At 72.2% G+C, this 12,959-nt stretch carries 8 protein-coding genes; 4 read left to right on the forward strand and 4 right to left on the reverse strand.

Annotation, left to right across the window (positions count from 1 at the left end):
* Positions 1-3: 3 nt before the first annotated feature.
* Positions 4-1,311, reverse strand: a complete 1,308-nt coding sequence (locus ACGLYG10_RS00880) for a glycerophosphoryl diester phosphodiesterase membrane domain-containing protein (RefSeq protein WP_073327141.1) — start codon at positions 1,309-1,311, stop codon at positions 4-6.
* 159 nt (positions 1,312-1,470) lie between these two features.
* On the opposite strand from ACGLYG10_RS00880, the gene mtrA reads away from it, so the two are divergent.
* From mtrA to ACGLYG10_RS00895, 3 genes are all read left to right on the forward strand, one after another.
* A complete protein-coding gene (gene mtrA / locus ACGLYG10_RS00885) occupies positions 1,471-2,154 on the forward strand; it encodes an MtrAB system response regulator MtrA (protein WP_073327143.1) in 684 nt (227 codons plus the stop codon).
* A 108-nt stretch (positions 2,155-2,262) separates the two neighbouring features.
* The gene (gene mtrB / locus ACGLYG10_RS00890) at positions 2,263-4,089 is read left to right on the forward strand and encodes an MtrAB system histidine kinase MtrB (RefSeq protein WP_244542522.1); all 1,827 of its coding nucleotides are present in this window, start codon (positions 2,263-2,265) and stop codon (positions 4,087-4,089) included.
* Positions 4,086-5,834, forward strand: coding sequence for an LpqB family beta-propeller domain-containing protein (locus tag ACGLYG10_RS00895; RefSeq protein WP_073327146.1), 1,749 nt, complete (start codon positions 4,086-4,088; stop codon positions 5,832-5,834). Before mtrB ends, ACGLYG10_RS00895 begins: the two co-directional genes overlap by 4 nt.
* A gap of 231 nt (positions 5,835-6,065) precedes the next feature.
* Here the strand turns inward: ACGLYG10_RS00895 and ACGLYG10_RS00900 are convergent, their stop codons facing one another.
* Genes ACGLYG10_RS00900 through ACGLYG10_RS00910 form a run of 3 tightly spaced genes read right to left on the reverse strand, consistent with a single transcriptional unit; the run spans position 6,066 to position 11,745 of the window.
* Positions 6,066-7,550, reverse strand: a complete 1,485-nt coding sequence (locus ACGLYG10_RS00900; RefSeq protein WP_073327148.1) for a DUF5719 family protein — start codon at positions 7,548-7,550, stop codon at positions 6,066-6,068.
* Positions 7,547-11,500: a glycosyltransferase gene (locus ACGLYG10_RS00905; protein ID WP_073327149.1), complete on the reverse strand. Its 3,954-nt coding sequence runs from the start codon at positions 11,498-11,500 to the stop codon at positions 7,547-7,549. The genes ACGLYG10_RS00900 and ACGLYG10_RS00905 overlap by 4 nt, the downstream gene beginning before the upstream one ends.
* Positions 11,497-11,745: a WhiB family transcriptional regulator gene (locus ACGLYG10_RS00910; RefSeq protein ID WP_275405338.1), complete on the reverse strand. Its 249-nt coding sequence runs from the start codon at positions 11,743-11,745 to the stop codon at positions 11,497-11,499. Before ACGLYG10_RS00910 ends, ACGLYG10_RS00905 begins: the two co-directional genes overlap by 4 nt.
* 346 nt (positions 11,746-12,091) lie before the next feature.
* Here ACGLYG10_RS00910 and ACGLYG10_RS00915 point away from each other — a divergent pair, with 346 nt between their 5' ends.
* Positions 12,092-12,865, forward strand: coding sequence for a TIGR03089 family protein (locus ACGLYG10_RS00915; protein ID WP_073327152.1), 774 nt, complete (start codon positions 12,092-12,094; stop codon positions 12,863-12,865).
* The last annotated feature ends 94 nt before the right edge of the window (positions 12,866-12,959 follow it).

Here is a 12,959-nt window from a genome sequence, read left to right on the forward strand (position 1 = left end):
GGCTCACACGTTGGCGGAACGGCGCAGCTCCACGTCCAGGCCCTCGCGGCGCATGCGCAGGTCGATGTAGATCAGGGCGACGACGGCCGCGGAGAACGGCATGATCACCGCGCTGACCAGGAAGGTCGCAAACGTAACCAGCACATCCAACGCAACAATGACCGTGCCGCCGGCCAGCACGCCGCCAACACCGGTGACCATCCCCAGCGGGAAGCCGATGAGAGCGGAGACCGCGCTGACCAGCATCGCCGACAGCAGCAGCGTTCCCAGCACCCGCCAGAAGCTGCCGCGGGTCAACTGCCAGGAGCGGCGGATGCCCTCCCACACGCTCACGTTCTCCAGGATGAGGGCGGCCCCGGCCACCGACAGTCGCACCCCCAGGAAGGCCGCGGCGATGACGCCGCCAACCATCAGCAGGAAGCCCAGCAGCACCAGCAGCACCAGGCTGTTTCCGGACCCATCGCTGTTGAACGTCGTGTAGAACATGCCGGCGAAGAGCAGGCCGACGCCCGTTACGGCCAGGACGGCGGTCAGGGTGGTAATCAGGTTGACCAGGATGGACTGGCCGATCAGGGCCCAGATGCGCGGCCGGGTGCGCTCCCACACGTCCGTGGGGGTGGCGATGCGGCCCAGCACCGAACGGGAGACGGTGACGGTCAGCAGGCCGGTCAGGACGGCGGTGGCCAGCAGCGTGATTATCTCCTCCAGCATCGTTCCGGTCAGGGTGCCCCCGAGCAGGGACAACGTGGCGTTGAAGGCTTCTGCCTGCGAGACCGTGGGGTCGTAGTCGTTGTAGTAGTCCGCGGAGGCGAGAGAGATGAGTGAGCGCCTGAAGATGAAGGCCATCAGTGCGGAGAACAGGCCGGCCGCCCCCATGACCAGCAGGGACGGCAGGAACATGGCCCGTGGGTTGGCGCGCAGGGACTCGAAGGCGCCACCAATGATCTCGGTGATGCTCAGCGGACGCAGCGGAATGATGCCGGGCTTGGGGGCGGCGAAGAATCCACCCGGGCCCGCGGCGTAGTAGTCGCCGGCCGGTTGGTTGTACTGGCTGTACTGACCGTACTGGGGGGCCGGCCCGTAGCCCTGTCCCGCTGGGGTCTGCTGATTTTGGCCGTATGCGGGCGGTTGCTGCTCGCTATAACCGCCCGACTCCGCTTGCTGGTCGTAGCCGGGCCGCTCGGGCTGCGGGGCGTAGGCGCCGTAGCGCGGGCCGGGTGCCGCACTCGGGGAGGCTCCGGCGTCGTGGGAAGCGCCGTCAGTGGGGCCGTCGCCGGAAGGAGACTGCCATCCGGTGTTGTCACTGGTCATGGGCATACTGTTTCACGTCGCCGGCGCTCGCGTTCTCCACCCTGAGGAGGAGAAAAGCCTTCCCGAGAACCTTAGTCGCCACTAAGTTGCATATGATGAAGGTCACTGAGAGGCGTGTGGCGTCCATATACGGCGCTTGCGCGTGTCAAGATAGGCGCCATGCGCACTCGCATTCTGGTCGTTGACGATGATACTGCCCTGGCCGAGATGATCGGCATCATGCTCGAGGCGGAGGACTACACTCCGTCCTTCTGCGCCGACGGCGCTAAGGCGCTCGACGCCTTCCATGAGACCGATCCGGATTTGGTCCTGCTGGACCTAATGCTGCCGGGCCTGGATGGCGTGGAGATCTGCAAGCTCATCCGCGCCGAGTCCGACGTGCCGATCATCATGCTCACCGCCCGCACCGACACCCAGGACGTCGTTGCCGGCCTCGAGGCCGGCGCGGACGACTACGTCACCAAGCCCTTCAAGTCCAAGGAACTGCTCGCGCGCGTACGCACCCGCCTGCGTCGCAACGTGGACGCCAACGGTGCCGAGCACGTCCGCGTCGGAGACCTGGACATTGACGTCTCCGGCCACCAGATCCACCGTGGCGAGACCCCCATCAACCTCACGCCCCTGGAGTTCGACCTGCTGGTCACCCTCGCCCGCACCCCCTGGAAGGTGTTCACCCGCGAGGAGCTGCTGGAGCAGGTTTGGGGCTACCAGCACGCCGCAGACACCCGCCTGGTCAACGTCCACGTCCAGCGCCTGCGCGCCAAGATTGAGAAGGACCCCGAGCACCCCAGCATCGTGGTCACCGTGCGCGGCGTGGGCTACCGCGCCGGCGACGGCAAGTGACGCCGCCGGGAGGGCCGGCGCCCACAGCCGGCCTCCCGTGCCCGACGCGCCACCTGAGGCACTGACGTGGATAGCCAGGGCCCGGGCCGGCACGTGGGGCGCCGTGGCTTGACGTCCCCACTGCGGGCGGTACGCCGCTCGTTGGGCACCTCCATGGTGCTGTTCGCCACGAGCGCCGGGATCGTGCTGATCGCGGTGCTACTCGTGGCCGTGACCATGACCATCCGCAATGACGTCTTCTCCGAGCGGCGTGCGGCCATCCTCACCGACGCGCACCAGCGCACCGTCGCCGCCCAGGCCGCCTTCGACGTCGCCACCGTGGACACGGCCGACGACTTGGCCACCACCGCGCAGGCACAGCTCGCCGCCATCAATGACTCCTTCGCCGGGGCCGGCGGCGTGGGCGTCTCCCTGCGCCGTGCCGAGGACGAGACCGCCACCACCGTCATCAACGATCTGACCACCAACGCCGACCTGGTCGCACTCGTCACCGACGACCTGGTCGCCCAGGTGGACGCCGGGCAGGCCGGGACCGAGTACTCCCAGTCCGTCGGCATCCCGGACTCGGCCGGCGGCACCGACCCGGGCCTGGTCGTCGGCGCCCGGGTCAACCTGCCGCTGGCCGGCGGCTACGACCTGTTCCTCGTGTACACACTGGCCCCAGAACAACACGTGATCGACCTGGCCACCCGGGCGATCGTCATCGCCGGCGCGGGCTTCCTGCTCATCCTCATCATCGGCCTGTGGGCCCTGGCCTCGCGCGTGCTGATCCCCATTCGCCGCGCCTCCCTGGCCGCCGAGCGGCTGGCGGCGGGCCACCTCAACGAGCGGTTACCGGTGGTCGGGGAGAACGAGATCGCCACCCTGTCCCGGTCCTTCAACAACATGGCCGATTCGCTTGAGGCGCAGATCCAGGCGTGGGAGAACCTGTCGAAGGTGGAGCGACTGTTCGTCTCCGACGTCTCCCACGAGCTGCGCACCCCCCTGGCCTCCATCCGGCTCGCCGCCGAACAGATCTGGCAGGCCCGCAACGAGATCCACGATCCCTTTGCCGCCCGCAGCCTGGAAATCCTCATGCGTGAGATCGACCGCTTCGAGCAGATGCTCTCCGATCTGCTGGAGATCTCCCGCATCGACTCCGGCCGAGTGCAGTTGCGTGCCGCGGAGGCGGACATCACCGCCACCCTGCGCGGTGTGCTGGACCTGGTGGCGGTCCACGTGGAGGCCTCCGGCTCCCCGATCCGCCTGCACGCGCCCGCCGAGCCGGTGGTTGCCGAGGTGGACGTAGCCCGGGTGGAACGCATTTTGCGCAACCTCATCGTCAACGCCCTCGAGCACGCCGAGGGCTCCCCGATCGACATCACCGTCGCCGCCAATGACGACGCCGTCGCCGTGCGTGTGCGCGACCACGGGGTGGGTATGAGCCCGGACGTGGTCAAGAAGGTCTTCGACCGCTTCTACCGCGCCGATCCCTCCCGCAAACGCACCCTGGGTGGCACCGGGCTGGGCCTATCCATCTCCCTGGAGGACGCCGTCCTACACGGCGGCACCCTCACCGCCTGGGGCTGGCCCGCCGACGGCGCCTCCTTCCTGCTGACACTCCCGCGTCGGCTCGGTCCGGACGCGACCCCCGGCACCTTCACCAAGCCCGGCCCGCTGGGGGTGGTTCCCGACGATGCCCCGCCCGTCTCCCGCGCCGGCACCCACGCCGTACAGACGGATGAGGCCGCGCCGGTCTCCCCGGCCCTGACCCCGTCACCGGCCTCCCGCCGCTCCGACGTCGACCGCAACGACGACGCCGGGATTGCCGGCCCCAACGGCGGCGACCCCGAGGCTCCCGGCCGAGGTGCCGGCGTTGGCGCGGATGAGTCACCCACCGCGAAGACTCCCGAAGATGCCCTGGCGCGCGGACAGCGCGAGGAAGAACACCCGTGAGCGTGCCCGCCCCCGGCCGGGGTACCGGCGCAAGCGGACTGCCACGTCGGCAGGCCCTCGCAGCCCTGCTGCTGGGTGGCGCGGGAACCCTCGCCGCCTGCACGGGCCTGCCCACCTCCGGGGAGGTTTCCGGTTCCAACGTCGTCCATGGTCCCGACGAACAACTCGTCCAGAGCGCGGCCGGCCCGGCCGACGGCGCCGCCCCCGAGGAAATCGTCATCGGCTTCCTGCGTGCCTGCGCGGCCGGATTCTTCGACGACTTCGCCACGGCCCGCGCCTTCCTGACCGACGATGCCGCCGCCTCCTGGCAACCCACCGAGACGGTGGGCGTTTACGACGGCTCGACCGCGCCGGTGGTCGTCCTCGCCGACGATGCGGTGGACGTGACGGTGGATCTGATCGGCGACGTCGACCCTGCCGGCGTGTTCACCGCCGCCGCCGAGGCCAACCACCGCTGCCGCTACGGGCTGGTAGCCGACGACGCCGGCCAGTGGCGCATAGCGGAACTACCGGCCGGAATGCTCCTGTCCGATGGTGACCTGACCACCGAATTCGCCTCCGCCTCACTGTATTTCCTCACCCCCGACCACGAGCGCCTGGTCCCGGAGCTGCGGTGGTTGCCGCGGCACGAGCTGCCCCGGCGACTGATCGAGGCGCTTCTGGGCGGGCCCTCCACCTGGCTGGCCGCGGGCGTGGCCACGGCCGTCCCCGAGGCCGCCGCGGTGGGTGACGACGGCGTCGTGGTGGAGGCCGGCACCGCCGCCGTGGACCTGACCGGCCTGGGCACGCTGGACCAGGCACAGGCCGGGCTACTGGTCGCCCAGATCCGAGCCACCCTGGTCGGCGCGACGTCCGACGGTGGCATCCTGGTGCAGGACGTGGCCGTACGAGCCGACGGGAATGAGCTCGGACCGGCGGCGTCCCTGCCCGCTGTGGACACCGACCCCGGGGCGGTGGTCGGCATGTGCACGGGCGCAGTCGTGCAGGGCACCGCCTCCACCCGCACCACGCTGGTGGCGGCCCAGACCCTGGGCGCCGACACCGCCACCCACCCCACGCTCGGGGCCGATGGCACCGTCTACGTCCTGAGCCGCTCCAGCCTGCTGCGTGTGCCTGCCGGCGCAAGCGCGGCCGACGTGATCCTGTCGGTGGGAGACGCCGACACCGAAGCCGACTCCCACGAGCTGCTCGCCCCCATCGCCGACCGCCACGGCTGGGTGTGGACCGCCACCGCCGGAACCCTGCTGGCGGTGGATGGCCGCGGCCGACGCGCCGCGCTCGTCGCCCCCTGGTTGGAGGACCGGGAGGTGTTGGCCTTCGACCTGGCCGCCGAGTCCGCCCGCATCGTGGTGCGCCACCGCGCCGACGGCTCCGCGGACCGGGTGAGCGTGGCCGCCATTGTCCGCGACGGGGACGCCCCCACCGGGCTGGGCGATCCGCTTGAGCTGCCGGCCGCCGTCGTAGCCCGTACCGACGCCGTCGTCTGGTACGACCCGGTCAGCGTAGCCGTCCTGGCGGCAGCCACCGACGGGCAGGACGCGGAGGCATCGGGCGTGACCCGGATTCCCGTGGGCGGCGCGCTGACCACCCCGATCACCTCGCCGGCGGCTACCGCCCTGACCGCCGACCGCGTTACCGGCACCCTGCAGCTGACCGACGCGGACGGCCAGGTCTGGCAGCGCAGCGGCTCCGCCTGGCGGGTGGGCGCCACCGATGTCGCCGACCTCGCCTACCCGCTGGCCTGAGCCCGACTCCTCGGGCGGAGTGCCGGCCCCGGCCCCGCGCCCGGCGTCATGCACACGCGTTTGCGTCGCGTACACGTGTTTTAGAGCTTTGCGGGCGCTGCGCCCATGCAAACCTCCAAAATGCGTGTCTTTGTGGGGAACTCGTGTACGAGACGGTTCCGGGCGCGCCCACGACGCCGTCACGATGACCTCGCAGGCCGGTACAGAATGCGGGACAGAGCCGGGAAAGGGTCAGTACAGCCGGAGGTTGCGGGAGGACTGGGCGGCGGCGTCGGGCACGGTGGGGAGCACGGAGATGAGCGTGCCCGGCACGTCGCCGGAGACCTCGGTGGTGACGACGGCGGCCGCGGAGACCTGCTGCCCGCCGGCCCCGGTGATCACCAGCGCCGACACCTCGTCGGGAACCCTGGGGGTGAGCGTGGTGGTGGCGGGGACCGTGACCTCGTCGGTCCACTCCCCATCCGCTGAGGTCAGGGTGACGGTAGCGTCGGCTGCCCCGGAGTTGGTAAGCACCACAGTGGCGTCCAGGCCGCCCTCGCGGGGCACGGCCAGGGTGGAGCCCGCGGCGTCGGCGGCGGCCTGCACCCAGGCCGTGTCGTGGGCGAGGGCGCCGGAGCGGTCGGGGTACTCCCCCGCGCTGCGCACAAGCTTGACGGCCGCGCCCACTGTCGCGTCCGAGGTCACGTGCACGGCGTAGGCACCGGGGTCCACGCCCGCCAGGGAGATGTCGAAGACGGCGCCCGGGTCGACGGTCACGGCGGTGGCGCCCGGCAGGTCCTCCTCGCCGTCGGCGCCGATCAGAGAGATCGACACGGTGGCGGGGGCCTCGGCGGGGTTGACCACGCGCACGGCCGGGGAGTCGGAGGAGTCGGCGCCGTCGGTCTCCGTCTCCCCCTGCGCGGCGGCCTCCACGAGCACGACTCCGGGGATGGTCAGGTCGGTGGCGGGAGCGGCGCCGGCGGTGAGCGTGTCGACGCCGGCGGGGGTCTCACCGTCGAGGGACTCGGTGACCAGGGCCGGAATGAGCACGCCCCCGTCCGCCTCCACGCTCAGCGCTAGGCGGTCGTCCGCGGCCCCGGCGGCCTCGAGCAGCACGCCGACGGTCTCACCGGCGCCGACGGCCACCTGCCCGGAGGATGGCAGGGTGAGCTCACCGGTGGAGCCGTACAGGTGGATGGTGGCGGTAACCGTGGTCAGTCCGGGGTTGGTCAGCCGCAACTCGGAGGAGGAGCCGACGGCGGCCGAGCCGCCGACGATCCAGGCGACGGAGGCGGGGGCGGCACAGGGGGCGGCGCTCAGGCCGCGCAGGTCGCCGCCGGCGGTCAGGGTGGTGACCGTGGCGACGGCGCCGGTGGCTTGGCCGCCGGGGGCCCGCACCGTCAGGATGCCGCCGTCGGCGGTATCGAAGGTGGTGGTGGCGTCCTCGAGCGACTCCGAGCCGTAGGTGAGGGTGGAGTCGGCGTCGAGTGCGGTGATGGTGGTGGATGCCGTGGGCTCGTCGAGGTCAATGCCGCCGATGGTGTTGTTCGGGGCTGCGGGACAGGCGTAGATGACGTCGGCGGCAGGGGCGGGCACCGCGGTGGCGGTTACGTTCTGGCTGGTCGCGCGCGGACTGCCGGTCCCCCACCAGGTCAGGGCGAGGACCGCGGCCAGCAGCAGGAGCGCGGAGGCGACGCGCCCGGCGATGGCGAAGAGTTTGCGACGGGGAAGGCTCATACGGTGCGCCTCCTGCGGCGCAGGGGCAGGGCGAACAGGGCGGTGATGACCCAGATGACGGGGATGCCGCGAGCAGCGATCGCGCCGAGGGCGGTGCCGTGAGTGACCACGAGTTCGCCGCCGTCGGCGGGGACGATGAAGGCGGTGCGCCAGCTGCCGGCGGCGTCGGGCACGGTGGTGGCCGCAAGTGGCTCGCCGTTCAGGGTGGCCCGCCAGGCACCGTCGTTGCGCTCGGCGAGCATGAGCACGCGCCTGCCGGTGCCCGCCTGAAGGGCGGTGCGGACGGCCGTGGCTCCGGTGGCGTTGGCGGGGATGGTGGTGGCGGTGCCGTCGGCGGCCTGCAGTACGGCCCGGGCCGATTCGGGGGCGGCGGCGGGGGCGACGCGCCAGGAGGTGCCGGAGTCGGTGCGGGCGAGTTGTTCCAGGCCGGGGGTGGCCTCCAGGCCGGCGCGGGTGGAGGCGGTCAGTTCGTCGCCGACGGCGTCGGTCAGCAGCACGACGGCGATGCCGTGGGCGGCCAGGGCGTCGGCCACGTCCTCGTCCTGGCCGGCGGCGGCGCGCACCACCAGGTCGGCGAGTTCGGCGTCGGCCGGGTCGGTCAGGGTGGTGGTGAGCGGGTCGTCTGCCGCGGTCGCGGCCGGCGCGGGGCTTGCGGCCGCGGTGGTTCCGGACGCCATGCGCGTGGCGAGCTGGGTTGTCAGGACGTCGGGAGTCACGTCGGTCAGCTGGGTGCCGTCCCCGCGCCAGATGCGCACGCGCAGTCCGGAGTCGCCTCCCGACAGGATCAGTATGCGTCCGGCGGTGTCGGAGGACTGGATCTCAGCGGCGATCAGGGGGATGCGGCTGCCGGCGGGCCGCAGGGCCATCACATCGGCGTCGGTGCCGGTGGCGGTGGAGGCGTGGGCCGCCAGGGCCCAGGCCCCGCCCACGCTCAATGGGGCGGCGACGGCGATGACACCGGCGCCCACCAGCCCGACGCGCGCCCAGCGCCTCCAGCCGGGAGCGTGGGCGGGCAGGGCCGCATATGCGGCGTCGCCGGCGGCCAGGGCGGCGGTGAGCAGGCCGGCAAGGGCGAAGGAGACGCCGGTGCCGGCCCAGGCGGCTACGGTGACGGAGCCGGTGCCGTCGGTTTGGGTGCCGACGGCGACGATGACGCGCGTCCCGGCGGCGGCCAGGGCCAGCCCGCCCAGCGCCATGAGGAAACCGGCGCGGGCACAGTTGCCGCGGCGCCCACCGGTCAGCAAGCCGAAGACCGCCGCGACTGGGACGATGGCGAGTAGGGCCTTGGCGGTCAGCGCAAGGTTCGGGTCGGCGATCAGGGACTCGACGTCTTGCGGCATGCCCAGGAGGGTTTCGATGGTGCTGGGAGGGGCGACGGCAGCTGGCAGGCCGGTGTCGGTGAGCAGATAGTGCACGCCGTCGTCCACGTCACCGGCCTGGGCCAGGCGCGCGGCGCGCCACCAGGCGGGGGTGGCGGTGGCCGCGACCGGTACGAGCGTCAGTAGCAGGCGCGGCGCGCTGCGGCGCATGCATGCCGTCAGCACAATCAGGCCGACGAGGATAAGCGCGGCGGTGGCGGGGGCGGCGGCCACGATCAGGCTGAGCAGCAGTCCCGCCGCCGCGGCGGCCGTGGGTGAGCCGGGGCCGTAGCGCTCCGGCAAGGGCAGCGGCGGGCCGGCGGCCTCGGGCACCTCGACGGGCTCAGCGGCGGCAGCGTCTGTTGCCGGCGGCTCGACGTCCGCGGACGCCTCCGATGCGGCGAGGCCGTCCGCCTCGGAAGCGTCGCCCGGTGCGTCCGCCTCGGAAGCGTCGCCCGGTGCGTCCGCCTCGGAAGCGTCGCCCGGTGCGTCCGCCTCGGAAGCGTCGGCGACCTCCGCCAGTTGGTCCTGCGCCTCCTGAGGGGCCGCGGGGTCGTCGTCGGCCAGCTCGGCCAGGTCCTCAATGCGGGCGGCGGCGAAGTGGTCGAGCTCGGCCTTCTCCGCCTGGGTGGCGTGGTGCGCGCCCACCATCCCGGACAGGACCACGTCGCGCCGATCCGCCCCCACGGCGCGTGCGAGCGCCGTCAACGCCCACGGCAGCGTCAGGTGCACGATGACGGCGGTGAGCCGTCCCTGTCCGACGGCCAGCAGCAGCCCCGGGGCCAGCGCCCAAACGAGCGCCGCCCAGGCGCGCAGCGGGTTGCGGCGGGTCACGGTGCCGGCGGCGTACCAGGCGCCGAGCGCCGCCAGGGGGACGGCCAGCACCAGCAGGATATGCACCAGGGCGTCACCGTCGAGGCCGACCCAGGAGCCGACCGCCACCGGCAGGGCCAGGGTGGCCAGCAGTGGACTCAAGGCGGCGGGATAGCCGTCTCCGGAGCCGCCCCAGGTGGACCAGGCGGCGTCCCACAGGTCGCGCCCGCTGACCCCCAGGCCGGGCAGGGCGCCACCGGTCACGGTGCGGGCGACCAGGACCTGCGACAACCCGACAGCAGCGAAGGCTCCCGCCACGATCAGTACGCCGGCCAGGACGAGGCGCCGCCGCCGGGTCAGGGCGGCCAACTCACGCAGTTCCAACTCGCTGCGGGCGGCCTCACGGGCGGCGCGCTCGCGCTCCTGGCGCCGCCGGTCGCGGCGGGCGGCACGGATGTCGGCGGCGCTGACGTACAGCTCGGACAGTACGGTGCGACGCACGTCCTGGTGCGCGGCGAGCCGCCTGCGGCCGCGCCGGATCGCGGCGCCGCTGCGAGCGACGGCGAGGGCGGCGGCCAACTCGTCACGGGCCAGCGCGGGTGCCTTGGTCAGCAGCCGCCAGGCGGCACGGGCCAGCCCGAGCAGGACGATCCAGGCCAGCAGCAACGGCAAGGGACGGGCCGAGAAGGTCGCCCATGCGGTCAGCTGCGCGCTGCGCCGGGCGCGGAAGGAGCGGTCCGGATCGGGTTCGGGGACGGCGACGGTCGGAGGCGTATCGCTCTGGTCGGCGTGACCAGGGACGCGGTGCGGGCCGTGGGGCTGTTGGGCGGGGCGCAGGCCGAGGTAGCTGGCGCGGCGGTGGCGCAGGACGGCGTCGGGCACCACGACGACGCGGTGGCCGGCCAGGCGCACGGCGCGGGACAGCTCCAGGCCGTCGTCGAAGAGCGGGAACGCCGGTGAGATGCCCCCGAGCTGGTCCCAGACGGCGCGGTCGATCAGCGCCCCGGCGGTGCCGACGGCAAGCATGTCCGTGCGGTCGTCGTGTTGGCCCTGGTCTACCTCCCCCTCGACGACGTCGTTGGCGCGGCGGGCGGATGCGGTGGTGCGCAGGCCCACCTCGAGCAGTTCGTGGGGCCGTTCCCAGTCGACCTGCTTGGGCCCGGCCAGGGCGATGGAGCGGGCCGTGCGTACGGCGGCGAGCAGCGCCGCCAGGCAGTCGGGATCGGGGGCGGAGTCGTCGTGCAACAGCCACAGCCAGGAGCCCTCGGTGGGCTGGGCTGCCGGTGCGTCGACCTCGGTGGCACGGTAGATCTCGGTATCGGAGATCGGCGACATGGCGCCGGTGGGGCCGGTCAGCTGCCCGGAGGCGGTGGTAACGGCGCCGGTGGTCGCGTCCGGCCGGTCCGTCTGGCGCGACCCCGTGAAGTGGTCGCGGTGACGGCGGCGCTTGCGGTTGCCCTTGGCGATCAGCTCGGCGTACTTGGTCAGGCCGCGTCCGACGGCGTCGCCGAAACCGGTGGCCTCGGGTACGTGTACCACGCGTACAGCGGTGACCGCGTCGGTACCGGATTCGACCACGGCCTCCTCGATGGGTGTACCGTCACCGAGTCCGTTGGCGCGAGAGGCGACGTCGACGATCAGCAGTACGTCGGGAGCGACGGTTTGGCCGGCCAGGGCATGCAGGGTTTCAGGCAAGTAGGGGGTGACCCCGGCTGAGACGAGGACCGCGAGGACCCCGCCGGGTGCAGGTTGCTGGGCGGCGCTTCCCGCCTGGCTCATACCGCGCGCCGTTTGAGCTTGCGGCGCTCGCGCTCGGACAATCCTCCCCAAATCCCGAAGCGCTCATCGTTGGCCAGGGCGTACTCCAGGCATTCCTCACGGACTTCGCAAGAGGCACACACGCGCTTGGCTTCGCGCGTGGAACCTCCCTTCTCAGGGAAGAAGGCCTCGGGGTCGGTCTGAGCGCACAGCGCGCGCTCCTGCCAGGCCAGGGGGCCTTCGTCTGGATCGTCGTCGCCGAGCAGAAGGAGGAGCGCCTCGTCGTCGGCGTCGTCGGACCGCTCAAGCGGCCCGTCGCCGAGGATGTTCCACACGATGGCTTCCCTTCAGGATGCGGACGATGTTCACGTAGAATTACACGGGTGTGAGCCGCCGTGAGTCAAGCCGCGGCAGAGAAGTTCACTTAATTGCGACGGCACGCAGACCGGCGCAGACACGCCGTTATAAGACTGAACTTTTACGTATCGTGACGTGGCTCACAGCCGATTCTCCGGGAGCGTCAAGACGCCCCACGGCGACAGCCTCACGGCAATCAGCGGCGAGAACGCCGCGCCACGGCAGCGACCCCGGTCCTCTGCTTAGATCTGTGCCGTGACCCGCAACACCACCCACCCGCATGACCCTCTTGCCGACCTGCTCCCCACGGCGGCGGACGCCGACCGCGCCTGGCTCGTGTGGTACGCGCCGGGCGAGCGAGTGGAACTGACCGGGCGGGTGCTGAACATGTGGCAATGCAAGATCGCTCATCTGCTCGCCGAGGAGGCCCCGGCCGTGGGCGCCGAGGCGTACCCGCTTGTGCAACTGAGCCTGGGGGCGCACTGGCGCACGGTGACCTGGTGCTGCGGCACCTGGCTCGCAGGTGGGACGGTGACCTTCGACGCCCCCGCCGACGTGTCGGTGGCTTTCACCCCGGAGGAGCTGGATGCGGATGCGCAGCTGCAGGTGCTGGTGCCGCGCGCCGCCCTGGCCATGCGCTGGCCGGGCGAACTGCCGCCGCTGGTGCTCGATGGCGTAGCCGATGTCATGGGCTACGCGGACTCCTTCACCGCACCGGCCGTCGATGGCGCCCGCACCGCTTTCCGGGCTGATGCGACGCAAGCCTCGGGCACGCCCGCAGGGATCTCGCGCGCCGCCCTGGTCGCGGGGCTGGCCGAGTCGTCAAACCCGACCGACGCCCCCGGCGCCGCGGAGCACGCCTCCGCAGCCTGGACGCGGCCGCGAGCCGCACTGGTGCGCTCCGACACCGCCCTGGATGCGATGCGCGGCGTGCTCGCCGCCTGGCGCAACGGGCTGACCGCGGTGCTCGTCTCCCCCGACGCGGACGCCGAGCTCACCCAGACGGCCGCCCGCCAGGAGGGCACCTAGGTCCTGTTGTGTAAGTGCTTGGGTGGCGGTGCGCGGTTGGGTGTCTGTGTACGTGGCCGTTGAGCCTGTCGGTTGGACCCCTGTTCCCCCGTTG

Source organism: Actinomyces glycerinitolerans (genome assembly GCF_900098745.1).
Taxonomy (GTDB): Bacteria; Actinomycetota; Actinomycetes; order Actinomycetales; family Actinomycetaceae; genus Actinomyces; species Actinomyces glycerinitolerans.